This is a genomic window from Pseudoalteromonas sp. SWN166, assembly GCF_015864485.1.
Taxonomy (GTDB): Bacteria; Pseudomonadota; Gammaproteobacteria; order Enterobacterales; family Alteromonadaceae; genus Pseudoalteromonas.
Genome location: NZ_JADYXB010000007.1, coordinates 75,401 through 101,109 on the forward strand (window position 1 = coordinate 75,401; position 25,709 = coordinate 101,109).

The 25,709-nt window shown below is 40.6% G+C and carries 25 protein-coding genes; 24 read left to right on the plus strand and 1 reads right to left on the minus strand.

The window, feature by feature from the left end:
• The first annotated feature begins 102 nt into the window (after nucleotides 1-102).
• Together I6F49_RS06115 and I6F49_RS06120 are read left to right on the plus strand one after the other, a co-directional pair.
• Nucleotides 103-1,539, plus strand: coding sequence for a sigma-54 dependent transcriptional regulator (locus tag I6F49_RS06115; protein WP_007581875.1), 1,437 nt, complete (start codon nucleotides 103-105; stop codon nucleotides 1,537-1,539).
• A gap of 411 nt (nucleotides 1,540-1,950) precedes the next feature.
• Nucleotides 1,951-2,934, plus strand: a complete 984-nt coding sequence (locus tag I6F49_RS06120) for an IS110 family transposase (RefSeq protein ID WP_165742254.1) — start codon at nucleotides 1,951-1,953, stop codon at nucleotides 2,932-2,934.
• Nucleotides 2,935-3,330: 396 nt separating this feature from the next.
• Here I6F49_RS06120 and I6F49_RS06125 read toward each other — a convergent pair whose 3' ends face one another.
• Complete coding sequence (locus I6F49_RS06125; protein WP_197179242.1) at nucleotides 3,331-3,927, minus strand: DNA-3-methyladenine glycosylase I; 597 nt, start codon at nucleotides 3,925-3,927, stop codon at nucleotides 3,331-3,333.
• 132 nt (nucleotides 3,928-4,059) lie between these two features.
• On the opposite strand from I6F49_RS06125, the gene I6F49_RS06130 reads away from it, so the two are divergent.
• The 22 genes from I6F49_RS06130 (at nucleotide 4,060) to cheY (ending at nucleotide 25,707) form a co-directional block, all read left to right on the plus strand.
• A complete protein-coding gene (locus I6F49_RS06130; RefSeq protein ID WP_007581877.1) occupies nucleotides 4,060-5,172 on the plus strand; it encodes a sensor histidine kinase in 1,113 nt (370 codons plus the stop codon).
• On the plus strand, nucleotides 5,169-6,635 hold the full coding sequence (locus tag I6F49_RS06135; protein WP_197179243.1) for a sigma-54-dependent transcriptional regulator: 1,467 nt from the start codon (nucleotides 5,169-5,171) through the stop codon (nucleotides 6,633-6,635). The genes I6F49_RS06130 and I6F49_RS06135 overlap by 4 nt, the downstream gene beginning before the upstream one ends.
• A 156-nt stretch (nucleotides 6,636-6,791) precedes the next feature.
• On the plus strand, nucleotides 6,792-7,124 hold the full coding sequence (fliE, locus tag I6F49_RS06140) for a flagellar hook-basal body complex protein FliE (RefSeq protein WP_008168784.1): 333 nt from the start codon (nucleotides 6,792-6,794) through the stop codon (nucleotides 7,122-7,124).
• A 20-nt stretch (nucleotides 7,125-7,144) separates the two neighbouring features.
• Entirely contained in the window at nucleotides 7,145-8,860 is a 1,716-nt protein-coding gene (fliF, locus tag I6F49_RS06145) for a flagellar basal-body MS-ring/collar protein FliF (protein WP_197179244.1), read from the plus strand.
• Nucleotides 8,853-9,893, plus strand: a complete 1,041-nt coding sequence (gene fliG, locus I6F49_RS06150; RefSeq protein ID WP_197179245.1) for a flagellar motor switch protein FliG — start codon at nucleotides 8,853-8,855, stop codon at nucleotides 9,891-9,893. Before fliF ends, fliG begins: the two co-directional genes overlap by 8 nt.
• A 3-nt stretch (nucleotides 9,894-9,896) precedes the next feature.
• Complete coding sequence (gene fliH / locus I6F49_RS06155; RefSeq protein ID WP_197179246.1) at nucleotides 9,897-10,703, plus strand: flagellar assembly protein FliH; 807 nt, start codon at nucleotides 9,897-9,899, stop codon at nucleotides 10,701-10,703.
• Between the two features lie 18 nt (nucleotides 10,704-10,721).
• A complete protein-coding gene (gene fliI, locus I6F49_RS06160) occupies nucleotides 10,722-12,056 on the plus strand; it encodes a flagellar protein export ATPase FliI (RefSeq protein WP_002959338.1) in 1,335 nt (444 codons plus the stop codon).
• On the plus strand, nucleotides 12,056-12,502 hold the full coding sequence (fliJ, locus tag I6F49_RS06165) for a flagellar export protein FliJ (protein ID WP_002959337.1): 447 nt from the start codon (nucleotides 12,056-12,058) through the stop codon (nucleotides 12,500-12,502). The genes fliI and fliJ overlap by 1 nt, the downstream gene beginning before the upstream one ends.
• Nucleotides 12,503-12,591: 89 nt before the next feature.
• Nucleotides 12,592-14,541 carry a flagellar hook-length control protein FliK gene (locus I6F49_RS06170; RefSeq protein WP_331461444.1) on the plus strand — a complete coding sequence of 650 codons (1,950 nt, stop codon included), beginning with the start codon at nucleotides 12,592-12,594 and terminating at the stop codon, nucleotides 14,539-14,541.
• A gap of 57 nt (nucleotides 14,542-14,598) precedes the next feature.
• On the plus strand, nucleotides 14,599-15,129 hold the full coding sequence (fliL, locus tag I6F49_RS06175) for a flagellar basal body-associated protein FliL (protein ID WP_197179322.1): 531 nt from the start codon (nucleotides 14,599-14,601) through the stop codon (nucleotides 15,127-15,129).
• Nucleotides 15,130-15,138: 9 nt separating this feature from the next.
• A complete protein-coding gene (fliM, locus tag I6F49_RS06180; RefSeq protein WP_166420990.1) occupies nucleotides 15,139-16,230 on the plus strand; it encodes a flagellar motor switch protein FliM in 1,092 nt (363 codons plus the stop codon).
• A gap of 20 nt (nucleotides 16,231-16,250) precedes the next feature.
• On the plus strand, nucleotides 16,251-16,649 hold the full coding sequence (gene fliN / locus I6F49_RS06185) for a flagellar motor switch protein FliN (protein WP_166420991.1): 399 nt from the start codon (nucleotides 16,251-16,253) through the stop codon (nucleotides 16,647-16,649).
• Nucleotides 16,646-17,029: a flagellar biosynthetic protein FliO gene (fliO, locus tag I6F49_RS06190; protein ID WP_010553903.1), complete on the plus strand. Its 384-nt coding sequence runs from the start codon at nucleotides 16,646-16,648 to the stop codon at nucleotides 17,027-17,029. Before fliN ends, fliO begins: the two co-directional genes overlap by 4 nt.
• A 4-nt stretch (nucleotides 17,030-17,033) precedes the next feature.
• A complete protein-coding gene (fliP, locus tag I6F49_RS06195; RefSeq protein WP_166420992.1) occupies nucleotides 17,034-17,774 on the plus strand; it encodes a flagellar type III secretion system pore protein FliP in 741 nt (246 codons plus the stop codon).
• 40 nt (nucleotides 17,775-17,814) lie between these two features.
• Entirely contained in the window at nucleotides 17,815-18,084 is a 270-nt protein-coding gene (gene fliQ, locus I6F49_RS06200; RefSeq protein WP_002959325.1) for a flagellar biosynthesis protein FliQ, read from the plus strand.
• A gap of 2 nt (nucleotides 18,085-18,086) precedes the next feature.
• Complete coding sequence (gene fliR / locus I6F49_RS06205; RefSeq protein ID WP_166420993.1) at nucleotides 18,087-18,866, plus strand: flagellar biosynthetic protein FliR; 780 nt, start codon at nucleotides 18,087-18,089, stop codon at nucleotides 18,864-18,866.
• A 9-nt stretch (nucleotides 18,867-18,875) separates the two neighbouring features.
• Nucleotides 18,876-20,006 carry a flagellar biosynthesis protein FlhB gene (gene flhB, locus I6F49_RS06210; RefSeq protein WP_166420994.1) on the plus strand — a complete coding sequence of 377 codons (1,131 nt, stop codon included), beginning with the start codon at nucleotides 18,876-18,878 and terminating at the stop codon, nucleotides 20,004-20,006.
• Between the two features lie 72 nt (nucleotides 20,007-20,078).
• Nucleotides 20,079-22,190: a flagellar biosynthesis protein FlhA gene (gene flhA, locus I6F49_RS06215; RefSeq protein ID WP_166420995.1), complete on the plus strand. Its 2,112-nt coding sequence runs from the start codon at nucleotides 20,079-20,081 to the stop codon at nucleotides 22,188-22,190.
• Between the two features lie 21 nt (nucleotides 22,191-22,211).
• Nucleotides 22,212-23,693, plus strand: a complete 1,482-nt coding sequence (flhF, locus tag I6F49_RS06220; protein ID WP_197179247.1) for a flagellar biosynthesis protein FlhF — start codon at nucleotides 22,212-22,214, stop codon at nucleotides 23,691-23,693.
• Complete coding sequence (locus tag I6F49_RS06225; RefSeq protein WP_002959312.1) at nucleotides 23,686-24,546, plus strand: MinD/ParA family ATP-binding protein; 861 nt, start codon at nucleotides 23,686-23,688, stop codon at nucleotides 24,544-24,546. The genes flhF and I6F49_RS06225 overlap by 8 nt, the downstream gene beginning before the upstream one ends.
• A 26-nt stretch (nucleotides 24,547-24,572) precedes the next feature.
• The gene (locus I6F49_RS06230; RefSeq protein ID WP_197179248.1) at nucleotides 24,573-25,283 is read left to right on the plus strand and encodes an RNA polymerase sigma factor FliA; all 711 of its coding nucleotides are present in this window, start codon (nucleotides 24,573-24,575) and stop codon (nucleotides 25,281-25,283) included.
• Between the two features lie 40 nt (nucleotides 25,284-25,323).
• A complete protein-coding gene (gene cheY / locus I6F49_RS06235; RefSeq protein ID WP_008132609.1) occupies nucleotides 25,324-25,707 on the plus strand; it encodes a chemotaxis response regulator CheY in 384 nt (127 codons plus the stop codon).
• Nucleotides 25,708-25,709 lie beyond the last annotated feature (2 nt).

Genomic DNA, 25,709 nt, shown 5'->3' on the forward strand with positions numbered 1-25,709 from the left:
TGGCGTTTATGTCAAAAAACTGCCGCTATCGCTTGCATCCATTCTGAACTGGCTTACAATTTAACTAATTATACAAATTAGTGAAAGTACGGCTCGCTAAATATGATCTTGATTTTAGATAATAATAACAACCGCGCAATAGGATTAAATGCTTCACTTGGCTTTATTGGTGAAGCTGCTCAACTATTAAGCGAAGACTGCTTTGAACAAGAATGTAAAAAATATCAGCAGCAAGAATGCATGATTATTTTAGGAGCGTTGCAATCACTTGACCACGAAAGCTTAATTAAACGCTATCCAACTCTACCCTTTTTATTAATTGGCGAAACGCTAAAACCACTATTAAGTATCGCTAATGTAGTGGGGCTTATTTGCGAGCCATTTAATCACGAAGTGACAACTCAGTTACTCCACGATTGCCAGCAGTATCAGCGTATGCTGCCTAATGAGCATAAGCATACTAAACCACATAAAATTTTTGACGGACTTGTTGGTGAAACAGAGGCCGTAAAAGATGTTCGTTTTTTAATTGAACAAGTGGCAAAAACCGACGCTAATGTTTTAATTTTAGGCGAATCAGGCACAGGTAAAGAAGTGGTTGCCCGTAATGTTCACCTGCTTTCAAAGCGTATTAATGGACCGTTTGTACCTGTTAACTGTGGTGCTATTCCGGCAGAGCTGCTCGAAAGCGAACTATTTGGCCACGAAAAAGGCGCGTTTACGGGTGCTATATCGGCGCGTAAAGGGCGATTTGAACTAGCTCAAGGCGGTACACTATTTTTAGATGAAATAGGCGATATGCCACTGCAAATGCAAGTTAAGTTGCTGCGAGTATTGCAAGAACGCAGCTACGAGCGTGTTGGTGGTACAAAGGCTATTCAGGCTGATGTACGCGTTATTGCGGCCACGCATCGTAATCTTGAAACAATGATTGAAGAGGGCAGTTTTAGGGAAGATTTATATTATCGCTTAAATGTATTCCCTATCGAAAACCCATCGCTGAGTGAGCGAGCTGATGATATACCACTGCTTTTAAAAGAGTTAATGCGCCGTGTTAACGACCAGACTGGTTCTACCGCTAAGTTTACTGAGCGCGCAGTTGAGAGTTTAAAAGAACATGCTTGGCCTGGTAATATTCGTGAGCTTGCTAACTTAGTGGAACGTATGGTTATTATGTTTCCTGAGAAAGTGGTCGATATTCCCGATTTACCTAACAAATATCGTTACATTGAAGTTGAAGCCTACGAGCCTGAATACCCTGAAGAGTTAATGGAAAAAGACGCCTTTAACGACATATTTAGCACCGGTTTTAGTGATTACGAAAGTGAGCCTGACGCTGAGTTTAGCCAAACGGGTAGTGGGTTATTACCAGATGATGGTATTGAACTTAAAGACTATTTAGCCGAGCTCGAAATAAGCTTAATAACCCAAGCGTTAGAGCGCTATGATTACGTTGTAGCGCGTGCTGCAGAAATATTAGGTGTACGCAGAACAACACTCGTTGAGAAAATGAAAAAGTATAATCTTTCACGAGATTAGCAGTATGCAAATGGTGAAAGACTTTTCGCTATTTATTATTCATTTGTGAGCAATCACTTTACGGGCTTTGCCCATCACGCCTGCAAGCAGCGCGTTTACAAGATAAACGCAAACTTAAACTTTGGCGGTAGACGTAGAGCTTGCTCGCGTGAAAAGCGAAGCTTTTAATTATTTAAACACCCATCCCAAAAACTTCATTTTTGAACGCAAGCAAGCTTCGCGTCTTGTATCTCTCATTGATAAATGATTAGCTATCATTTATCACATCGAAGTCAGTGAGCTTGCCTTTGCGTCTAGTATTTAATACTGCTCCGTAGATAAAGCCCTGACTTTCTATTCTCAGAAACTGAATGGTATCCAAGCACACTTTTATTTAAGTAGATGCTGTATGTACAAGGGGAGTAAGTAGAGATGATGTTTATCGGCATTGATATTAGTAAAGAGAAGATTGATTTATCGTGGTTGAGAGACCAGCTTACAAATAAGATTAAAACAAAAGTATTTAAAAACAAGCGCCAAGACTTTTTAGCAATAGAAAAATGGCTTTTAAATACAACAAAAAGCGCTGCTAATGAGCTCGTTATCACACTCGAACCAACGGGTGTTTATCATGAGGCGCTGATGTATTTTTTACACGAGCAAGGCTTTAATATTATTCTAGCGAATCCCGGTAAAGCTAAAAAGTATGCAGACGCTTTAAACATAATTCATAAAACAGACAAGTCTGATGCAACGATGCTTGCCCATTACGGCTGTGCTAAGCACGCAGTCGTTAGTTATTGGCAACCTGATGCATTAGAGGTTAGAGAGCTTAAAGCTCTTATTCGTCGTTTAGATGCGCTTGAGAGTAACCGACAACGAGAAGCTAACCGATTAGAGGCAAGCGAATTCAGCAACGTTTCTGCGCGTGTTTGCCAATCAATAAAAGTGACTATCGCGTTTTTAGACGATGAAATTAAACAGCTTAAATCTGACATTGATAACCACATAGATAATGAACCTGATTTAAAAAGAAACAGGAAACTACTTGAGTCTATCCCTGGCATTGGACCCGTATTATCGAGAGAGCTGACGTATTTGTTTGCGGCTAAAAAATTTAATAAAGCCAAAGAAGCGGCGGCTTACTGTGGATTAATCCCAAGGCATAATGAATCGGGTAAATTAAAAGGGCGAACATCAATCAGTAAACTTGGGCCAGCCAGAATTCGATGCAAACTTTATATGGCGGCCATTGTTGCAGGGCAATGGAATAAAACAATAAAGAGACACAAGTTAACGTTAATAAATAATGGTAAAACACCGATGCAAGCTGTGTGTGCAAATATGCGAAAGCTCATTCATATATGTTTTGGTGTAATAAAAAACCAAGAAGCGTTTAAGCTCCAAGAAAGTTAAATACGACCTTGAAGCTTAAAATGAGAGATGGTATCTACAAGATAAACACAAACTTAAACCTCGGCGGTAGACGTAGGGCTTGCTCACGTGAAAAGCGCAGCTTTTAATCACTGCTTGTGACCAATCAATTTACGGGCTTTGCCCGTCACGCAAGCATGCTTCGCGTCTACAAGATAAACGCAAACTTAAACCTTGGCGGTAGACGCTGAGCTTGCTCGCGTGAAAAGCGTGAGCTTTTAATCACTGCTTGTGACCAATCACTTCATGGGCTTTGCCCATCACGCAAGCAAGCAGCGCGTCTACAAGATAAACACAAGCTTAAGCTTTGGCTGTAGGCGTAGAGCTTGCTCACGCGAAAAGCGCAGCTTTTAATCACTTACCTACCTATTTACCTGCTTACTCACCACTAAAAGCCTTAATAATTTCTTCTTTTCTAAAACAATCATTACTGTGATCATTAACCATTCCGCAGGCCTGCATATGGGCATAAACGGTGGTTGGTCCTAAAAACTTAAAACCCCGTTTTTTTAAATCTTTAGCAAATGCGGTTGATGCCTCTGTAATTGCAGGATAATCCTCAACGTTATTTAAATTACTTATCAGGGGCTTGTTACCCACAAACTGCCATTGGTAGTTACTAAAACTTCCAAATTCTTTTTGTATTTCTATAAAGCATTTAGCGTTGTTAACAGTTGCCGCAATTTTTAAGCGATTGCGCACAATACCCTCATCAAGCATTAATCTGTCAACGTCATCTTGTGTGAATTGTGCCACTTTATTTACATCAAAATTAGCAAATGCTTTTTTATAACCGCTGCGTTTTTTTAAAATTGTGTACCAGCTTAAGCCTGCTTGCGCGGATTCTAGAGTGATAAATTCAAACAGCTTTGTATCATCATAAAGAGGGACGCCCCATTCTTTATCATGGTAAATAACGTAGTCGGGTTTAGTGGTGTCGAGCCACGGGCAACGGCACTTTATTTGCTCACTCATTATTATTCCTTTTTGTGTGCGTCATTTTTATGTCGCTCAAATTATTGATGTAACTTAATGATAAGTATGTAAATAAATTTTGGTATAAATCGTGCATTTAGACATGTATCTACATCAATTCGAGATTTGATTATGGCCCTTGCTAGCGTGCTAAAACCACAGTTTTTTTCTGCAAATCAGTATAACCCATGTTTACTTCAAGAGGAGTACATTGGTGAATTAAGCGATCTGCGCAAGCAAGCAAGTTGGCTTTCGCATTTGGTTGATACCATGCCAGCAGGCGTGGTTGTACTTGATGGCAAAGGGTTGATTGCAAAAGCGAATCAAATAGCGATTGATATGCTTGGCGAGCCACTTGAAGGCGAACGCTGGTTTAACGTAATTCAGCGCTCTTTTAGGCCACATCAAGATGATGGTCATGAAGTGTCTTTAAAAGACGGGCGCTTAATAAAACTTGATATTACAGCTTTAGCACCAGAGCCTGGGCAACTTATTTTAATGACGGATTTAACCGAAACTCGCCGCTTACAAAAACGTGTTGCACATATGCAGCGTTTAAGCGCGCTGGGTAAAATGGTTGCGTCGTTAGCGCACCAAGTACGTACGCCGCTCTCAGCCGCTATGCTGTACGCTGCTAATTTAGGCTCAAAACGCTTACCTGAGGCATCACGCGATAACTTTCAAACAAAGTTAATGTCGCGCTTAAAAGATTTAGAAACTCAAGTAAACGACATGCTGTTATTTGCTAAAAGTGGCGATCAGCAAGTGGTTGAGCAAGTTTCAATGCAGCAGCTTTTAACAGAAGTTAAAGCGGGCGCTGATGCGATGGTCGCACTTAATGAAAGTGAGCTGGATGTAAGCTTACCAGAGCCAGATATACAAATAGTCGGTAATAAAACGGCATTGGCCAGTGCTATTCAAAATCTTGTGCACAATAGTATTCAAGTTATTGGCGGCGGTGCAAAAGTAAAAATTAGCGCACAAAGAGATTTAAAAGATTTAGATATGGTTCGCATTAGTGTGAGCGACAATGGGCCAGGTGTTGATTTAAGCCAAAGCGATAAAATTTTTGAACCATTTTTTACTACAAAAAGTCAGGGCACAGGTTTAGGGCTTGCTGTAGTGAGTTCGGTGGCTAGTGCGCACCAAGGCCGTGTTGATGTGACTAATAATACGCAGGGTGGTGCCTGCTTTAGCTTGTTACTGCCTATTAAGGCAACATCTAAATTAGAGGGGTCATTATGAGTAACACTATTTTAGTTGTCGAAGATGACGCTGGGCTTCGAGAGGCCTTAATAGATACCCTTGAAATGTCGGGTATTGCATGTGTTGCAGCCAGCAGTGCTGAGCAAGCAATGTTACTGCTTAAAAAAGATCAATTTTCGCTTGTAGTAAGCGACGTGCAAATGGGCGCAATGAGTGGGCTTGATTTACTACGCAGTATTAAATTAAACCACCCTGATTTACCTGTATTGATGATGACGGCGTATGCCACAATTGACGATGCGGTTGAGGCCATGCGCCTAGGTGCAATTGACTACATGGCAAAACCATTTGCACCTGAAGTGTTATTAAATATGGTGAGCCGTTATTTGCCTGAAAAAGCAAAAGAAACCGACGGCCCTATTGTTGCCGACCCAACCAGTATTCAATTATTAGAGCTTGCAAGTAAAGTAGCACGCTCTGATGCGAGTGTTATGGTACTTGGTCCAAGTGGTTCTGGTAAGGAAGTACTTGCTCGTTATATTCATGATAAGTCGAGCCGATGTAATGAGCCATTTGTGGCGATTAACTGTGCAGCCATACCTGAAAATATGCTCGAAGCCACGTTATTTGGTTATGAAAAAGGGGCTTTTACGGGCGCGATTCAAGCATGTCCGGGTAAGTTTGAGCAAGCACAAGGCGGCACCATTTTACTTGATGAAATTACTGAGATGGACTTAGGGCTACAAGCTAAGCTGTTACGCGTACTGCAAGAGCGTGAAGTAGAGCGTTTAGGGGGTCGTAAAACAATTCAGCTCGATGTACGTATTTTGGCAACCAGTAATCGTGATTTAAAAGAAGCGGTTGCTAAAAACCAGTTTAGAGAAGATTTATATTACAGGCTTAATGTTTTTCCACTAATGTGGCGACCATTGTGCCAACGCCCTGGCGATATTATTGTGTTGGCTAAGCATTTAATTGAGCGCCATATAATTAAAAGCAAAGAGCCCATGGCGTATTTAGATAAAGCTGCTGAGCAAAAGTTATTGGCTCACGCGTGGCCTGGTAATGTACGCGAGCTTGATAACGTTATACAGCGTGCACTTATACTGCGAAGTGGCGATACAATAAACGAGCATGCTATTTTTATCGAAAATTTAGCGCCTAGTAACTTTGTTATGGAGCCATCATTGGCACCGTCGCAAACAGTATCACCAATAGAATTAGCTCACGCAGATAAAGGTATTGAGAAAAGCACGTTAAGCTCTGCATATTACGATGAAAAATCACCTGTTGAGGTTGAACCTAAGCAAGGCTTACTAGCGGCAGATACCGGTAGTTATAAAGATGAGCTTAAAGACAAAGAGCATCGTATTATTTTAGAAACTCTTGCACGTTGCCAAGGTAAACGTAAAGACGTTGCCGAAACGTTGGGCATAAGCCCGCGAACTTTACGTTATAAACTAGCGCAAATGCGCGATTTAGGTATTTCACTCCCTGCATAACCTCCAACAAACCCTAAGTTTGCGCTGCGAACTTAGGGTTGTCAAAACTCTGACTCTCAAAATAACAAGTTAACTTACTGTATTTAAATGATTAATTATTTGGCATGCTTTGTGCTTTATTACTTGTAAGAGTTCACTGCGTGTCAGAGATAAATTATGAAAATTCAAAACAGTGCTGTATTTCAAGAAATGCAATCAATGGCTTTAGAAGCCGGCCGTAATAATCAAATTAATAAATTGCCGACTCAAGTTCAGCCTACTTCTACTTCCCAGTTTGGCGACATGTTAAGTGATGCGCTAAATACAGTGCACGGTTTGCAACAAGATGCGGGTCAAAAAGTAAAAGCGGTTGAAATGGGGGATCGAAGTGTATCGCTTGCTGAAGCGATGATTGCTTCTCAAAAATCGTCAGTTGCTTTTGAGGCTACAGTACAGGTTCGTAATAAACTTGTTGAAGCTTATAAAGAAATCATGAACATGCCTGTTTAATTAGGTAGTGGAGAATTATTGTGGCGCAATCTAACCAATCTACAGACCTAGCACTTGCTGGTGGCGGTATCGACCAAAGTGGTGGTGATGATCAACAAGAACAAAAATCAGGCTATTTAAGTGCTTTAAATGGCGTTGATGTATTGCGCCAAGTAACACTGGTTATAGCATTAGCTATTTGTTTAGCTATCGCGATTTTTATTATTATTTGGGCTCGTCAGCCAGATATGCGCCCATTGGGCAAAATGCAAACTGAAGAGCTGATTCAAACATTAGACTTTTTAGATGCGCAACAAATTGAATATCAACTAGATGGCAATGTTGTATCGGTTGACGAAAGTGAATACCAAAATATTAAATTGTTAATGACTCGCGAAGGGTTAGAGCAAGGTCCTGCGTCGGGTTCTGACATCATTATGCAAGATATGGGCTTTGGTGTAAGCCAACGCTTAGAGCGTGAACGCCTAAAACATGGCCGTGAACAACAATTAGCTCGCACCATTGAAGAGCTTAACAACATTACTCGCGCCAAAGTATTGTTAGCCATTCCTAAAGAAAACGTATTTGCCCGCAGAGAGAAAAAACCATCAGCGACTGTTGTATTAACACTTAAGCGTGGCCGCTCACTTGACCGTGAAGAAGTAGACTCTGTTGTTGATATGATTGCCTCGGCAGTACAGGGTTTAGAGCCTATGCGAGTTACGGTTACCGACCAAAACGGTCGACTATTAAATTCAGGTTCGCAGAGTTCATTAGCAGCACGTTCTCGTAAAGAATACGATTTAGAGCGTAAGCGCGAACAAGAGTACCTTGAAAAAATAGACAGTATTTTAATACCGGTTGTTGGGCTTGCAAACTACACGGCCCAAGTTGATTTGAGCATGGACTTTAGCTCAATTGAAGAAACTCAAAAACGCTATAATCCAGATCTACCAGCAGTAAGAAGTGAAACCACATTTGAAGAAAATAACATTGGTGGCCTAGCTGTTGGTATTCCTGGTGCGCTTACAAATCAGCCACCGCTAAATTCAAATATTCCTGAGGTTGCGGGGCAAGGTGGTGCAGGTAGTGCTACTTCTCCAACACGTAGCCACAAAGAAGCAACACGTAATTATGAACTCGATACAACCATTTCACATAAGCGCCAGCAAAGTGGTGTAATACGCAGAATAAGTGTATCGGTTGCTGTTGACTACGTCCCTAAAGTGGGAGAAAACGGCGAAACAACCATGACTCCACGTTCGGTAGAGGCATTGTCAAATATTCGTCGCTTACTACAAGGTGGTGTGGGTTTTGATATGCAACGTGGTGATGCACTTGAAGTCGTAACAGTGCCGTTTGTACGTGAAGAAACAAATTTAGCAATAGAAGTGCCACTGTGGGAACAAGACTGGTTTATGAAAATAGCCCGCCTTGTATTGGGAGCCTTAGTTATCATTGTATTGATAATGGCAGTAGTTAAACCAATGCTTAAACGCTTAATTTACCCAGACGATACACTAGAAGAATACGATGACGATGCATTAAGCTCGGGCGTAGATATTGGCGACAATACACTTGATATGCTAAATAAAGACTTTGATTCTGCTTCGGTTGGTTTCTCAAGTGATGGTACACTGCAATTACCGGATTTACATGGCGACGAAGATTTACTTAAAGCAATTCGTGCCCTTGTAGCTAACGAACCAGAACTATCATCACAAGTAGTGAAAGCGTGGTTAACAGAAGATGATTGATCAAGAACAAAAACAACTCCCACCAGCTTTTGATGTTGATAAGCTAGATGGAGTAGATAAAGCCGCTATATTACTTTTGAGTTTATCAGAAGAAGATGCCGCGCAAATCCTTAAACACTTAGAACCTAAACAGGTGCAAAAAGTGGGTATGGCGATGGCTGGATTACAGGATTTATCACAAGCTAAGATTAGCGCTGTACACAACTTGTTTATAGAACAAATTCAAAGCTTTAGTACTATTGGTTTTCAGTCGGAAGACTTTATTAAAAAAGCGCTTACCGCCGCTCTTGGTGAAGACAAGGCAGCCAGCCTTATTGACCAAATTGTGATGGGCTCAGGCGCTAAAGGTTTGGATTCATTAAAATGGATGGACTCAAAACAGGTAGCGAGCATTATTCGTAATGAGCACCCACAAATTCAAACCATTGTATTGTCGTATTTAGAGCCAGAGCAGTCGGCTGAGATTATTTCGCAATTCCCTGAAAAAGTGCGCTTAGATTTAACCATGCGTATTGCAAACCTTGAAGAAGTTCAGCCAGCTGCACTGCAAGAGCTAAACGAAATCATGGAAAAACAATTTGCCGGCCAAGCTGGCGCACAAGCTGCAAAAATGGGTGGTTTAAAAGCTGCCGCAGATATTTTAAACTACCTAGATACCAACGTAGAAGGGCAGTTAATGGACTCTATACGTGAGCACGACGAAGAGATGTCGCAGCAAATTCAAGACTTAATGTTTGTATTTGAAAACTTAATGGATGTTGAAGACCGTGGTATTCAAGCAATCCTACGAGAAGTACAACAAGACGTATTAATGAAAGCAATTAAGGGCACCGACGATGCCCTTAAAGATAAAATACTGGGCAATATGTCTAAGCGTGCAGCCGAAATGCTTGCTGATGATTTAGAAGCTATGGCACCTGTACGTATAAGCGAAGTAGAAGCGGCGCAAAAAGAGATTTTATCAACAGCGCGTCGTTTATCTGACTCAGGTGAAATTCAGCTGGGCGGCGGCGGTGGCGAGGAGTTCCTGTAAACCATGAGCAAACTCAAGGGACGCACACTTCGGGCTGATGAAGCAGATGAATTATTAAAAAACTGGGCTATTCCAGATGTAGCACCAGATGAGAGCAGTTTTGGTAATCGCTCTACAGCTTACGGCACACCGCTTAGTGAGCTTTATAAAAAAGAATTAGCCGAAGAAATGCCGGTTGATGAGCCGCAAGAACCAGAGCTTCCTGCACTTACCATGGTTGAGCTTGAACGCATTAGACAAGACGCATACGAAGAAGGCCTTAAGCAAGGTCATGAACAAGGCTACATAGACGGCTTTGAAAAAGGCGTTGGTGAAGGTAAAGAAGCTGGCTACAAAGAAGGATTAGAGCAAGGTAAAACACAAGGTCTTGATGATGTAAAACCATTAATTGAAGAGCAGCTAACGAGTTTAAAAGCTATTTTAGAAGGGTTAACTGCACCGCTAGATAAAGTGGACGAACAAGCCGAGAAGCAATTAGTACAACTTGCGAGCATGTTGGCGGAAGCTGTTATTTATCAAGAAGTAAAAACATCGCCTGATGTAATTTTACATACGTTAAAGCAAAGTATTGATTCACTTAATGCGGAACAAGAAAAAGTACGAATACATTTAAATCCCGAAGATTTAGAACTCATAAAAGAGAGCTACGGCGAACAAACCATTATTGATAATAACTGGCAATTAATGGCAGAACCGACACTTGAGCGCGGTGGCTGTGAAGTTAAAACAGCGCAATCGTCACTCGATATGACTCTTAAAACACGTGTCAAAGAAACGTTGGATAGTTTTTTGCATAATAGTGGTATCTAACTACTTTATTGGCGTGTTATGTCAACTCAACGTGCACCTTTAAGCGAACGCTTATCTCAGTATCAACAACATATTAAAACCCCAGCGCCTGCTGTGGCCGGTATTTTAACGCGTGTTGTTGGCCTTACGCTTGAGGCTAGAGGCTTACGTGCACCCGTTGGTAGCCAATGTAAAATAGAAACCATGAACGGCTTTGTAGATGCTGAAATAGTCGGCTTTAACGATCAAACTTTGTACTTAATGCCTAACGACCACATCTCTGGTGTATTACCTGGTGCGCGTGTTATTCCTCAAGTAAATAATTTAGGTTTACCTGTAGGGATGAGTTTATTAGGCCGCGTGGTGGATGGTTTAGGGCGACCGCTAGATGGCCTTGGTAAAATTAATGCTGAGCATCATTTAAAGTTTGCGCAAAATACTATAAACCCGCTTTCAAGAAGACCAATCACTAAGCCTATGGATGTAGGTGTGCGTGCTATTAACTCGGTTATCACAGTAGGGCAAGGCCAGCGTATGGGCTTGTTTGCAGGCTCTGGTGTGGGTAAATCAGTACTACTGGGTATGATGACCCGAGGTAGCGAAGCCGATGTCATTGTTGTTGGCTTAGTGGGGGAGCGTGGCCGCGAAGTAAAAGAATTTATTGAAGAAATACTCGGTGTAGAAGGGCGTAAACGTTCAGTTGTTGTCGCAGCGCCAGCTGATTCATCACCACTTATGCGTTTAAAAGGCTGTGAGAGCGCCGTAACTATTGCAGAGTATTTTAGAGATCAGGGTTTAAACGTATTATTGTTACTCGATTCGGTAACGCGTTACGCAATGGCGCAACGTGAAATTGCACTTGCTGTAGGCGAGCCGCCCGCTACAAAAGGTTACCCGCCTTCGGTATTTGCTAAATTACCTGCGCTGGTGGAGCGTGCTGGTAATGGCGGTGAAGGGCAAGGTTCTATTACCGCCTTTTTTACGGTGTTGAGTGAAGGCGATGATATGCAAGACCCTATTGCTGATGCAGCGCGAGCTATATTAGATGGCCACATTGTACTATCGCGTGATTTAGCTGACAGTGGACACTATCCCGCTATAGATATTGAAAAGTCGATTTCGCGTGTTATGCCTCAAGTTGTTTCTGAGCCGCATATGCAACAAGCCCGAGTGCTTAAACAAGTGTATTCAATGTATCAACAAAACAAAGACATGATTACCTTAGGCGCTTATCAAAAAGGGACCGATCAAATGCTCGACCAAGCTATAAACATGATGCCAAGAGTAAATGCATTTTTACAACAAGGTATGCGAGATGTCATTAGTTACGATGATGGTCTGCAAGGTCTTGCTCAGTTACTAGGACAAGCATAATGGCTAAAAACAAACTCGATTTATTGCTCAAAATTGAAAATGATAAAGAAGAAAATTTGCGCATGAGTTACTTACAAGCCAATCAAAACTTGCAAGCAAATCAACAAAAACTACAAGGTTTAAACAATTTTAGACTTGAATACTCTCAGCAGTTACACCTAAAAGGTAAGTCGGGTTTGTCCAGCGCCGGGTTTGGGCAGTACCATGCCTTTATAGCTAAAATTGAAGAAGCAATTCGTCAACAAGCAAGTACTGTAAATACCGCTAAACAAGTAGTTACTCAACGTAAAACGCTGTGGCTTAAGCAGCAAATTAAAGCTAAAGCAGTCGCTAAATTAATCGAAAATCAAAAACTCAAAGCAAATGCGTTAATGGCAAAAAATGAGCAAAAAATGTTAGATGAATTTTCTGCTAATCAGTTTTTTCAACGTCGTAAAGCTTTGTAATTCAGGCACGTTAATTGCTTTGTTACTTAGTGGAATTTAACTTTTGGCAGTATGCGGTGGCATATTGCCGTAATGGTATTAGGTGATTTATGGCGATGAATAACATTTCGTTTTTAGCTTCTTCTGAAAAAGACTCTTTGTTAGCTTTTAAAGACAATAGCTTAGCTAATAGCGAAGAAAATTTAGGCGAGGAGTTTTTAAGCCAACTAAACGAAGCGCATAACTCTATGGAGCCTTTGCTAAAAGGCAATAAAAATCCTAATGCCGAAAATTCGATTGCCATTCCTAAGCATAAACAAAAAGAAGAAAATGAAAATCTGAGTGCAAAGCGAGATGAAGACACAGCAGACGACGTTACTTTTGTATCTGTTGAGATGCTTGACCAGATTAATTCAGCACAAGCAATGAGCACTTCGATTAATAAGCCTTTTGAAGCAACTGAAAGTACAGAGTTAGATAATGCTGACTCTAAAACAGCGGACTTAAAGGGCTCAAAAATTGATAGCTCAAACTCACTACCTTTGAATTCGTTACCATTAAATGAAGGCAAGTATCATAAAAGTGGTGTTGCCGAAGCTATTGAACAGCCATTAAATAAAAAGCCTGATGACAGTATTGGCCCTATAGTTGATGATGCTGAATTAATTTCAATGGATATAAAAAATCAATTAGCTCAAGACAAACCCGTTGATAAAAACTCAAAAAATATAGTGTTGCCAACACCAGTGCCTACGCCAGTAACTCCTTCTTCAGCGACCTCTCTATTAGCTGAACCAGAAATGATACAAGTAAATTCACAGACATCTGAAAGTGAAAAAAGTGCTGCAATAGATACTTTAATGACTAAGGATACGAGCTTAATTAAAGCTAATAACGTTATTACTAGTTTAACGCCTGAGCAGCGCTCGCAACTTAATGCGCAAGTTAAAGTATTAGAAAATACTGATTCAACAAGTAACGCAACTAGTAGCACTTCAAATCTTAAGCAAATGCTTGCGCAATTTATTACTGATAATGAAAAAACGCAGAGCACGGTAACAAAACACTCTTTTAGCGCAGAAATCAATTCACTTAATACCACTGAAAAACAAAGCTTATTAACGCAATTAAACGCTTATATTAAAACAGAGCAGCCTAAGGGCGAGCAATTGGCAGTGCTTAAGCAAACAGTTAATGAATTAAAAGCTTCAATTGAAATAGGTTTGGCTGATACAGCAAAATCAGACTCAAAAATATTTGTAGCGCCAGTTACTCAGAGCGTTGTAAATGACTCGCAAAAAGTCAGCTCAAAAATATCGATAAGTGAAAATGCTGAACCAAGTAAGGTTGCTACAGCTTCTATAAAAGATGAAAACGCAGCAAAGTCATCTGAGCTGATGCAAAAAGATGGGCTGAAAAATATTACTGCAGAGCAAACACCGGCACGCGTAGCACAAGTATTTACGCAAATTACAGCCGCTCTAAATACTCAGCAACCGAGTTCATTAAGCCAATACGACTCATTGGGTTATGATCAGAGCTTACTTGATACCCAAATAATACAAACTCAACAATTACAAAGTACATCACAAGTAAAGCAGGTAAGTATTGACCCAGGTGTTATGCAGGCAATTAATATTGTTAAAAGTGATGCAGCTAAATTACTGCAAGATCGCGTTAGCTCAATGCTGAGCATTAATAATAAAGAAGCAGAAATTCGCCTTGATCCACCTGAAATGGGTAGCATGCAAATTCGTATTCGTAGCGATGCAGAACAAGCACACATAAACTTTGTAGTACAAAACCAACAAGCTAAAGAGGCACTTGAGCAATCAATGCCGCGTTTACGTGAAATGCTAGCGCAACAGGGGCTAGAGCTTGGTGAAAGCACTATTTCTTATGGGCAATCAGGTAGTGAAACCTCTGATCAAAGTGAGGGGGGAACTCAAGGTAATTTGGCTAATAATAAGTCGGTTAATGATGAAAATAACGAGCAAGCAAATAATACTGCACAAAGTTCTCGACAACAAACTTCATCATCAATAGATTACTATGCCTAAGTGCTGCTATTATAATAGTTAAAACAAGCAAGTACCTTTGCAATTAAAGGAATCATGATGGCTGAAGAAGCAAGTTTAGAAATTGAAGAAACCGGTAAAAGTAAAAAGAAACTAATAATAATTATAGTAGCGGTACTACTTATTATAGGTGGGGCTGCGGGTTACTTTTTTATGTCGGGTTCGGATACGCCAGTTGAAACCTTAGATGAAGAGACAGCAATGTCTACTGATGCTCCTTCTGCTGCAGCGGGTGATTCAGCAGAAATGGGCAGTGCTTTATATGTTGCTATGCCACGCCCATTTGTGTTTAACGTACCTGGCTCAAGCCGCGACAGAATTGTACAAATTAAAGTACAATTATTAGTACGTGGTGAAGTAAATGAAGAAACAGCCAAAAAACATATTCCACTGATAGAAGGGACGCTACTAAGCGTGTTTTCTACTACAACAGCTGATGAATTAAGTACAAGTAGTGGTAAAGAAACACTTCGTTTTTCTGCACTTGAAAAGGTACAAAAAGCCTTAATGGATGTTGAAGGCAGTAAAGTAATTGAGCGGGTATTGTTTACCGGCTTTGTAATGCAATAAGGGGCTAGCGTGAGCGATTTATTATCCCAAGAGGAAATTGATGCGCTATTGCATGGTGTTGATGACGTTGAAGAGGAAGATATACACGAAGGTGAAGATGGCGGAGGGAGTACGCTTCAGTACGATTTTTCTTCGCAAGATCGGATCGTACGTGGTCGTATGCCGACGCTGGAAATTGTTAATGAACGCTTTGCTCGCCATATGCGAATTAGCCTATTTAACATGATGCGCCGCACCGCAGAGGTGTCTATTAACGGCGTACAAATGATTAAATTTGGCGAGTATATTCATACTCTATTTGTTCCTACCAGTTTAAATATGGTGCGTTTTAGACCTTTAAAAGGCACTGGCCTGATTACCATGGAAGCACGGCTTGTGTTTATTTTGGTAGATAACTTTTTTGGTGGTGACGGGCGTTATCATGCAAAAATAGAAGGCCGAGAATTTACTCCTACAGAACGTCGAATTGTACAAATGCTCCTTAAAATAATCTTTGAAGATTACAAAGAAGCATGGGCACCGGTTATGGATGTATCGTTTGAATATCTCGATTCTGAAGTAAACCCAGCAATGGCTAACATTGTAAGCCCAACCGAGGTTGTGGTTATTAGCTCTTTTCATATTGAGCTTGATGGTGGCGGTGGCGATTTTCATATCGCTTTACCTTACTCAATGCTTGAGCCGATTCGAGAACTGTTAGATGCGGGTGTTCAATCTGATACTGAAGATACGGATTTACGTTGGAGCAAAGCACTTCGTGATGAAATAATGGATGTAGAGGTTGAAATATCAACTCAGTTACTTGAAGTTGATTTAACCTTAAAACAAATTATGGAACTCAAAGCCGGTGATATTATTCCGGTTGAAATGCCTGAGCATATAACCGTGTTTGTTGAAGAACTCCCTACATTTAGAGCTAAAATGGGTCGCTCTCGCGATAATGTTGCGCTGCAAATTAGTGAAAAAATTAAACGACCTGATTCAGTTAAATCTGAGCTGCATGTATTTACCAAAGGCGGCAAGAAAATTGACTCAGATGCAGAATTAGCAGAACTAGAAGATGATTTACACCTCTCTGACGGTGTAGACTTAGACTGGTAATTGATTAAAAGGTTAAAAGTATGAGCGATGATCAAGATACAATGGACGAATGGGCAGCAGCATTAGCAGAAGCCGAAGGTCCGGATGAAAGTGGCGAAGCACACGTTGCAGAGCTTGATGAGTTAAGCGATTCAAAACATGAAATGAGTGGCGATGAAAAGCGAAAACTCGACACTATTTTAGATATTCCCGTTACTATTTCAATGGAAGTAGGGCGCTCTAAAATTAATATTCGTAACTTATTGCAACTTAACCAAGGCTCAGTAGTTGAGCTTGATCGTGTTGCAGGTGAGCCACTTGATGTATTAGTTAACGGCACATTGATTGCGCATGGCGAAGTAGTTGTAGTAAACGATAAGTTTGGTATTCGCTTAACTGACGTAATAAGCCAAGTAGAGCGGATCAAAAAATTACGATGAGCTTATTAATTGCTTTAACGAGTTCCGTTTTTTCAAAAGCAGATGTGGCAACACCCACTGGAGATATACTCTCTATGGTGCTGTCGCTTGTTATGGTGCTAGTACTTATTATTGTGCTGGCATTTTTTGTTAAAAAGCTTAATCCAAATTTAGCTAACAGCGATGAATTTAAAGTAGTCAGAAGCCTACCTTTAGGCTCTCGCGAGCGTTTAATGGTTGTTGAAATAGATAATGCTCAGCATTTACTTGGTGTAACTCCTCACAGTATTAATTACTTACACAAGTTAGAAACCCCATTAAGTGAAAAAGAACTACCTGAACTCGCTAAACGATTTGGTAAACTTTTAAACCCGCAATCAAACCAAAATAAAAAGAATTAAACCTATGACAAAGTGGCTGCTTATTATTTTTGCCATGGTGTTTGTACCAAGTGTAAGTGCAGAAGGAATTGATGCGCTTACTATTACAACAAACGCTGATGGCACACAGGATTACTCAGTAACGTTACAAGTTTTAGCAATTATGACGGCGTTGAGTTTTATACCGGCTGCCATAATTATGATGACCTCCTTTACACGAATTATTGTTGTACTCGCCATTTTGCGCCAAGCAATAGGTTTGCAGCAAACACCGTCAAACCAAGTGTTATTAGGTATGTCGCTTTTTTTAAGTATTTTTATAATGTCGCCTATTTATCAGCAGGTAAACGAGCGAGCTATAGAACCCTACTTAAATGAACAGGTTACATCAGTAGAGGCTTTAGAGCTTGCTAAAGAACCAATGAAAGCGTTTATGCTTTCTCAAGTTCGTCTTAAAGATTTAGAAACGTTTGCTAAAATTGCAGGTTACGATCAACTCGACTCGCCACAAGATACGCCATTAATAGTATTGATCCCTGCATTTGTAACCAGTGAACTGCAAACCGCATTTATAATCGGATTTATGTTTTTTATCCCATTTTTAATCGTAGATTTAGTGGTCGCTTCGGTATTAATGGCGATGGGTATGATGATGCTTTCCCCCATGATAGTGTCCTTGCCGTTCAAAATAATGCTATTTGTACTTGTAGACGGTTGGAGCTTGGTAATGGGTACTTTAGCCAAAAGCTTTGGTTTAGGGACTTAGTATGCAAAGCATTAACATGATTCAACAATAGGAGTACAACATGGAACCGGAAATTTTTGTTGATATTCTTAGTGACGCACTATTTTTAGTTATTAAATTGGTGTCGGCAATTGTAGTACCAGGCTTAATTATTGGTTTAGTGGTTGCGGTGTTTCAGGCTGCAACGTCAATCAACGAACAAACATTGAGTTTTTTACCTCGTTTATTAATTACCATAAGTGCGCTTATTGTTGGTGGGCATTGGCTAACTCAAGAGCTAATGGACTTTTTTACTCGCCTAGTGTTACTCATTCCTGAAATTGCAGGTTAAATGTGGAGTATCCCTTTGCGGTAGTTATTCAATGGTTGAGCGACTTTTTGCTGCCCCTGGTACGTATTAGCTCAATGATTATGATTATGGCAGGTTTGGGTGCTAAAAATGTGCCTACGCGTATAAAAATGGGGTTGTCGGTTGTTGTAACCCTTGTTGTAGTGCCTGTTCTGCCGCCTGCAACCTTCACTAATTTGTTTTCGTTTGAGATGATTTTAGTCGTTATCCAACAAATGATGATTGGTGTTGCTATTGGTTTTGCATCAATACTTTTATTAAATACCTTTGTGTTGGCAGGGCAAATACTCGCTATGCAAACAGGCTTAGGTTTTGCTTCGGTTATTGACCCTTCTAATGGTGCAAGTGTGCCCGCAGTTGGCCAGTTTTTTCTTATTTTGGCCACCTTGCTATTTTTTGCTTTTAATGGTCATTTAATGATGATTCAAATGGTGGTGCATAGTTTTCAAGTATTACCGATTGATGGTACTTGGTGGTCTGTAGACCATTACTGGGACATAGTGACGTGGGGTGGCTGGATGTTTACTACAGCATTGGTACTCTCCCTTGCTCCGCTTACCGCTATGCTCGTGATTAATATGTCGTTTGGCATTATGACGCGTGCGGCACCGCAGTTGAATATTTTCTCTATTGGTTTTCCGTTTACCTTGGTGGCTGGGCTTATTATTATTTGGGCAACATTAGGTAACTTTGTTACTCAGTTTGAGTTTCAGTGGCTAAAAATGGTTGAGCTTATGTGTACTTTAGTTGGTTGCTCACCTTAGGAGAAAGGTATGTCTGAAGACTCAGGACAAGAAAAAACAGAAGAACCCACATCCAAAAAGCTTGAAGAATCTAAAAAGAAAGGCCAAATAGCGCGCTCAAAAGAGCTAGGTACTATGTTTGTACTTATTTTTTCGGCTATATCGCTTTTAATGTACGGACCCGAAATTGGCAAAGGTTTATACAACGTAATGGGCCGAACCCTTAGCTTAAATCGCAACGAAGCCTTTGATACTACTAAAATGTTTGCCGTATGGGGAGAAGTTGCAGACGCACTAATGTTTCCTATGGCTATGTTTGTATTAATTATAGTGTTAGCTGCATTTATCGGTAATACGTTGTTGGGTGGTTTTAACTTTAGCTGGGAAGCCGCCGCCCCTAAAGCAAGTAAAATGTCGCCAATGAAAGGCTTTAAGCGCATGTTTGGCCCGCAAGCGGCTATTGAGCTTATAAAATCACTTTTAAAGTTTGGCTTGGTTGCAAGTTTTGCTGTGTTTTTAATTAATACTTATTTTGATGAAATACTGCATTTAAGTTTAGAAAGTGCACCGGGTAATATTATTCATGCCTTAGAGATTTTAGGCTGGATGTTTTTAGGCCTTTCATGCACTTTAATTATTATTGCGGCTATTGATGCGCCATTTCAAAGTTATAACCATAACAAACAACTTAAAATGACCATGCAAGAGATTAAAGATGAGTATAAAAACTCTGAAGGTGATCCTCAAATAAAAGCGCGTATTAGGCAAACACAACGGCAAATGTCGCAAAACCGCATGATGCAAGACGTCCCAGACGCTGATGTTATTGTTACCAATCCAACTCATTACTCAGTGGCATTAAAATACGATACAGAGCGCGCAGGAGCGCCCATTGTAATTGCGAAAGGTATTGATGAAATGGCGATGCAAATTCGTAAAGTAGCAATAGGTAACGAAGTACCTATTTTAGAATCCCCCATGTTGACGCGAGCGCTTTATCATACAGCTGAAGTAGGAGAGCAAATACCTGATCAGCTATTTACCGCTGTAGCTCAAGTTTTAGCGTATGTATTTCAGCTTAAACGCTTTAATAAAGGGCGCGGAAAACGTCCAACTAAACTTAATAATAAGCTCCCAATCCCCGACGACTATAAGTATTAAACTGCTAACTTAGTAACTTGGAATAGTTATTGCTAATTCTACGTAGTGTCAATTTTTTGAAATTGTAGAATTATGAGTTTTAAAGCGGTATTACAACAACTTAACAGAGATAAAAAAGACTATGCCAAAGGGGTAGGTACTCCTTTGCTGGTGCTTGCTGCCTTAGGAATGGTGATTTTACCGTTACCGCCATTTTTACTCGATATTCTTTTCTCGTTTAATATTGCCCTCGCATTAGTGGTTTTACTCGTGACTGTTTACACGATGAAGCCGGTTGAGTTTGGTATATTCCCCTCTGTACTACTTATCGCTACGATTATGCGCTTAGCGCTTAACGTGGCCAGTACTCGTGTTGTACTACTTGAAGGTCACAATGGTGGTGACTCTGCAGGTAAAGTAATTGAAGCGTTTGGTTCAGTGGTTATTGGTGGTAACTACGCTGTTGGTTTGGTCGTATTTTTAATTCTGATCATTATTAACTTTGTGGTAATTACTAAAGGTGCTGGGCGTATTTCTGAGGTATCTGCACGTTTCACCCTTGATGCAATGCCGGGTAAGCAAATGGCCATTGACGCCGATTTAAACGCTGGTTTTATCAGTGCTGAGCAAGCGCGTGACCGCCGTGAGGAAGTAACACGCGAGGCCGATTTTTACGGTTCAATGGATGGTGCAAGTAAATTTGTAAAAGGCGACGCCATTGCAGGTATTGTCATATTAATCATCAATATTGTTGGTGGTTTATTTGTAGGGATGATTCAGCACAATATGGGCTTTGGCGATGCCATGGAAGTATATACATTACTTACCATTGGTGATGGCTTAGTTGCTCAACTTCCTTCTTTATTGCTTTCTATTGGTACTGCAATTGTTGTAACACGCCAAAATGAATCGCTCAATATGGGTGACCAATTCAAGAAACAACTTGGTAATGAAAAGTCATTATTTATTGCTTCAGGTATTTTGATCATCATGGGTATTGTGCCTGGCATGCCGCACTTTGCTTTTTTGAGTTTAGGTGCGTTACTAGGCTATTTAGCTTACTACACACAACAAAGTAAATTAAAAGCCGCTGCTGCAGAAGCTGAAGAGGCCGCCAATGGTGGAAGTGCAGCAACGGGTGTTGCAAATAAACAAGAACAAAAAGAACTTGGTTGGGATGACGTTCAACAGGTTGATGTAATTGGCTTAGAAGTAGGTTACAGATTAATTCCTTTAGTTGACCAATCACAAGGTGGTGAGTTACTTAATCGTATTAAAGGTGTACGTAAAAAGCTTTCCCAAGAACTTGGTTTTTTGGTGCCGCCTGTGCATATTCGCGATAATTTAGAGCTTGACCCTAATGCTTACAGAATAACGTTAATGGGTGTTTCAACCGGTGAGAGCGAGCTTAAACATGGCGACGAGCTAGCGATTAACCCAGGGCAAGTATTTGGTCCAATTAAAGGCGTTGACACTAAAGACCCTGCTTTTGGCCTTGATGCAGTATGGATAAAACCCGATCAAAAAGATGAAGCGCAATCACTCGGTTATACCGTAGTTGATTCTGCCACGGTAGTTGCAACCCATATTAGCCAGTTATTAACCAACAGTGCAGCGTTATTACTAGGACATGAAGAAGTCCAAAACTTGCTTGATATGCTTGCTAAAAGTCATCCTCGTTTAGTGGAAGGACTAGTACCCGATGTATTACCATTAACTGCAATTGTAAAAGTACTACAAAATTTATTGAATGAAGGGGTGGCTATTCGCGACATGCGCTCAATTGTTCAAACCCTTGTTGAATATGGCCCGCGTAGCCAAGACCCTGATGTATTAACGGCCGCAGTGCGTATTTCTCTGCGTAGATTAATTGTTCAAGATGCGGTGGGTATGTCATCAGAAATCCCTGTCATAACCTTGGCGCCTGAGTTGGAACAGATGTTGCATCAGTCATTACAAAATGCAGGCGATGAAGGTGCCGGTATTGAGCCAGGACTTGCAGAGCGACTTCAAGTGTCATTGACACAAGCGCATCAAAATCAAGAAATGGCCGGTGAACCTTCTATATTGCTAACGTCAGGAATGTTACGCACTGTGTTATCTCGTTTTGTTAAGTACACCATTCCAGGATTGAGAGTGATGTCTTATCAAGAGGTACCAGATGAAAGACAGATCAAGATTGTTAGCTCTGTAGGCCAACAATAAGATTTTAACAGGGGTTGAATCATGAAAATTAAACGTTTTTTTGCTAAAGATATGCGCACAGCACTTAAAGAAGTTAAAGATGAGTTAGGTGTTGATGCGGTTATTATGTCAAATAAGAAGCTGGCTAACGGTGTAGAAATTGTAGCGGCAGTTGATTATGACAAAGCAGCCCCTAAAGTAGCAGCGCAGCCACAGCGTACTGCTGAGCCTCGTGTTCAAGCGCCACAGCAAAGTATGCATAATTTTATAAAGCCAGAGCCTCAGCGTGCCAAACCTGAGCCTCAAGCAAAAGTGGCTGACAGCTTACAAGCATTATTAGAGCGTCAATCACCGCGTCCACGTTCTCCTGAACTAGCATCTATGTTTTCACAATCGGGTATTGATACTACCGATAACTATCAAGAACCTGCTGCGCAGCCGCGTACTAAAAATATGTTTGCACGTGATGATGTAGCCCAGGCACGTCCACAAACTCAAGCCGATAGCTTAGGTTTTGATGATTTAGACCGCGACTTTGATGATTTAGATAGCCCGGTAACTGCTCGCCCACAAAATAAAAATAATGAAAGCGAAGAAATGACAACAATGCGTGAAGAAATGAACGCAATTCGTCAATTATTAGAACATCAAGTATCGGGTTTAATGCAGCAAGATATGGCACGTCGCGACCCAACTCGTGCTTGTATGGTTGACCGTTTGGTCGGCATGGGTATTGATAAAGAAGTCGCGCAGCAAATGGCATGTTTTGTACCTGACGATGTATCTCGTCAACAAGGCTGGAAAGCATTGCTAACAATGGTTGAAGATCAAATGCAAACAACCAATAACGAAATACTTCGCCAAGGTGGTGTATATGCGTTAGTGGGTCCAACCGGTGTGGGCAAAACCACGACAGTTGCTAAGCTTGCAGCGTTAGGTGCACAAAAGTATGGCGCTGATAAAGTGGCCTTAATAACCACTGATACGTACAGAATTGGTGCTTATGAGCAGCTTGCAACTTACGGCCGTATTATTGGTTGTGGTGTTAAACAAGTTAAAGATGCTAATGAGTTAGCTGAAGTTTTATATCATTTACGAAATAAACGTCTAGTGTTAATTGATACGGCAGGTATGAGCCAACGAGATTTACGCTTAACTGAGCAGTTAAATACGTTAATGCGCAACCAACGTGTGGACATTCGCAACTACCTGGTACTCAGTGCCACAGCGCAAATGAATGTATTACAAGAAACTGTACGCCACTTTAAAAAAGTACAGTTAAGTGGTTGTATTTTCACCAAGTTAGATGAATCATTAAGTTTGGGTGAGATTATTAGTATTGCGATTCAAAATCGCCTTCCAATAGGGTATCTTACTAACGGACAACGAGTACCAGAAGATATTCGTGTTGCAAATGCTGAAAAACTAGTGAAAAAGGCTGAGCAATTATATTTAAAAAGAACAAAAGCACAACATTCAAGGCATCAAGCAGTGGCGCCAAGTACAGTAGGGATGTATGATTAACACAGTATTAGATCAAGCAAGCGGCCTGCGCAAAATGAGTCAAAACAATAACAACGGCGTTAAAGTTATCGCTGTAACCGGTGGTAAAGGTGGGGTGGGGAAAACAAATGTTTCTCTAAATACCGCTATTGCACTAGGGCAGCAAGGTAATAGAGTACTAGTACTGGATGCTGACCTAGGTTTAGCAAATTGTGATGTGATGCTTGGTTTACGTGTAGAGCGTAATTTATCACATGTTTTGTCTGGTGAATGTGAGCTTGACGAAATTTTAGTTGAAGGTCCTGCTGGTATTAAAATTGTACCCGCTACATCGGGTTCGCAAAGTATGGTTGAGTTATCACCATCGGAGCATGCTGGACTAATTCGTGCGTTTAGCGAATTGAATACCGAATTTGATATTTTAATTGTAGATACAGCCGCTGGTATTTCGGACATGGTGCTGAGCTTTTCGCGCGCAGCACAAGATGTAATGGTTGTGGTATGTGATGAGCCAACATCAATCACAGATGCTTACGCACTTATTAAAGTATTAAGCCGTGAGCATGGCGTTTATAAATTTAAAATTGTTGCCAATATGGTCCGCAGTATGCGTGAAGGCACTGAATTATTTGCAAAGCTATCTAAGGTTACCGATCGCTTTTTAGATGTATCAATGGAGCTAGTAGCAACGGTTCCTTATGACGAAAATATGCGTAAAGCAACGCGTCGTCAAAAAGTAATAGTTGAGCTCTTTCCAAATTCGCCAGCCGCTCTTGCGTTTAAAACGCTGGCAACAAAAGCAGTTAAATGGCCAATACCAAACCAACCATCTGGGCATTTAGAGTTTTTCATTGAGAAACTAGTAAACGGCTAATTATGACAATATTGGTGAATAGAGCTATGGGATATCAATCAACACAAAACTTAAATGTGATTGTTGAGAAGCATGCATCACTTGTCAAAAAAGTGGCATGTCATCTAATTGCTCGATTACCACCTAGCGTTCAGCTTGATGATTTAATTCAATCAGGAATGATAGGTTTAATAGAAGCTTCAAAAAACTTCGATGCAACTAAGGGCGCAAGCTTTGAAACCTTTGCAGGTATTCGTATTCGCGGTGCCATGCTTGATGAAATGCGCCGTGGTGACTGGGCTCCTCGCTCAGTACATCGTAAAAGCCGACAAGTTGCAGAAGCAATTACTGGGCTCGAAAGTAGGCTTAATCGCGAACCAACAGATACAGAAGTTGCTGAAAAACTTGAAATTTCACTCAATGAGTACCATCATATTTTAAATGATGTGAATGCGAGTAAAATACTAGGTATTGAAGACCTTGGTGTTGATGAGGATGTTATTACTCCCGTAGGCCAAGATTTAGCGCAAGATAAACCTTTTAATAATGTTAAAAATGATCGGTTTAATGAGTCTTTGCTAAGTGCAATTAAGTCATTACCAGAGCGTGATGCAATGGTGCTTTCTTTGTACTATAACGATGAAATGAATTTAAAAGAAATAGGACATATACTCGATGTAAGTGAATCGCGTGTAAGTCAGATACATGGTCAGGCGATGATTAAGCTTAAAGCTAAAATCAATGACTGGATAAATTAGTAGTAAGTAAACAAAGGTTAATACCTCACTGGGGGATGTTTTGGATAAAAACATGAAAATTCTTGTAGTTGATGATTTTTCAACGATGAGACGCATTATAAAAAACCTGTTACGTGATTTAGGTTTCACTAACGTTCAAGAAGCTGATGACGGGTCTACAGCTTTGCCTATGTTGCAAAATCAAGTGTTTGATTTTGTAGTTACTGATTGGAATATGCCTGGAATGCAAGGTATTGACCTTTTAAGAGCAATTCGTGCAGATGATAAGTTAAAACATATCCCTGTATTAATGGTAACGGCAGAAGCTAAAAAAGAACAAATAATAGCTGCAGCGCAAGCTGGCGTTAATGGTTATATTGTTAAGCCTTTTACGGCTGGAACATTAAAAACTAAGTTAGAAAAAGTATTTGAACGCTTAGGCTAATG

Bases quoted from the DNA above. Each gene is read 5' to 3' on its own strand.
- I6F49_RS06115 (WP_007581875.1), top strand. From the start codon at position 103: ATGATCTTGATTTTAGATAATAATAACAACCGCGCAATAGGATTAAAT.
- I6F49_RS06120 (WP_165742254.1), top strand. From the start codon at position 1,951: ATGATGTTTATCGGCATTGATATTAGTAAAGAGAAGATTGATTTATCG.
- I6F49_RS06125 (WP_197179242.1), bottom strand. From the start codon at position 3,927: ATGAGTGAGCAAATAAAGTGCCGTTGCCCGTGGCTCGACACCACTAAA.
- I6F49_RS06130 (WP_007581877.1), top strand. From the start codon at position 4,060: ATGGCCCTTGCTAGCGTGCTAAAACCACAGTTTTTTTCTGCAAATCAG.
- I6F49_RS06135 (WP_197179243.1), top strand. From the start codon at position 5,169: ATGAGTAACACTATTTTAGTTGTCGAAGATGACGCTGGGCTTCGAGAG.
- fliE (WP_008168784.1), top strand. From the start codon at position 6,792: ATGAAAATTCAAAACAGTGCTGTATTTCAAGAAATGCAATCAATGGCT.
- fliG (WP_197179245.1), top strand. From the start codon at position 8,853: ATGATTGATCAAGAACAAAAACAACTCCCACCAGCTTTTGATGTTGAT.
- fliH (WP_197179246.1), top strand. From the start codon at position 9,897: ATGAGCAAACTCAAGGGACGCACACTTCGGGCTGATGAAGCAGATGAA.
- fliI (WP_002959338.1), top strand. From the start codon at position 10,722: ATGTCAACTCAACGTGCACCTTTAAGCGAACGCTTATCTCAGTATCAA.
- fliJ (WP_002959337.1), top strand. From the start codon at position 12,056: ATGGCTAAAAACAAACTCGATTTATTGCTCAAAATTGAAAATGATAAA.
- I6F49_RS06170 (WP_331461444.1), top strand. From the start codon at position 12,592: ATGGCGATGAATAACATTTCGTTTTTAGCTTCTTCTGAAAAAGACTCT.
- fliL (WP_197179322.1), top strand. From the start codon at position 14,599: ATGGCTGAAGAAGCAAGTTTAGAAATTGAAGAAACCGGTAAAAGTAAA.
- fliN (WP_166420991.1), top strand. From the start codon at position 16,251: ATGAGCGATGATCAAGATACAATGGACGAATGGGCAGCAGCATTAGCA.
- fliO (WP_010553903.1), top strand. From the start codon at position 16,646: ATGAGCTTATTAATTGCTTTAACGAGTTCCGTTTTTTCAAAAGCAGAT.
- fliP (WP_166420992.1), top strand. From the start codon at position 17,034: ATGACAAAGTGGCTGCTTATTATTTTTGCCATGGTGTTTGTACCAAGT.
- fliQ (WP_002959325.1), top strand. From the start codon at position 17,815: ATGGAACCGGAAATTTTTGTTGATATTCTTAGTGACGCACTATTTTTA.
- flhB (WP_166420994.1), top strand. From the start codon at position 18,876: ATGTCTGAAGACTCAGGACAAGAAAAAACAGAAGAACCCACATCCAAA.
- flhA (WP_166420995.1), top strand. From the start codon at position 20,079: ATGAGTTTTAAAGCGGTATTACAACAACTTAACAGAGATAAAAAAGAC.
- flhF (WP_197179247.1), top strand. From the start codon at position 22,212: ATGAAAATTAAACGTTTTTTTGCTAAAGATATGCGCACAGCACTTAAA.
- I6F49_RS06225 (WP_002959312.1), top strand. From the start codon at position 23,686: ATGATTAACACAGTATTAGATCAAGCAAGCGGCCTGCGCAAAATGAGT.
- I6F49_RS06230 (WP_197179248.1), top strand. From the start codon at position 24,573: ATGGGATATCAATCAACACAAAACTTAAATGTGATTGTTGAGAAGCAT.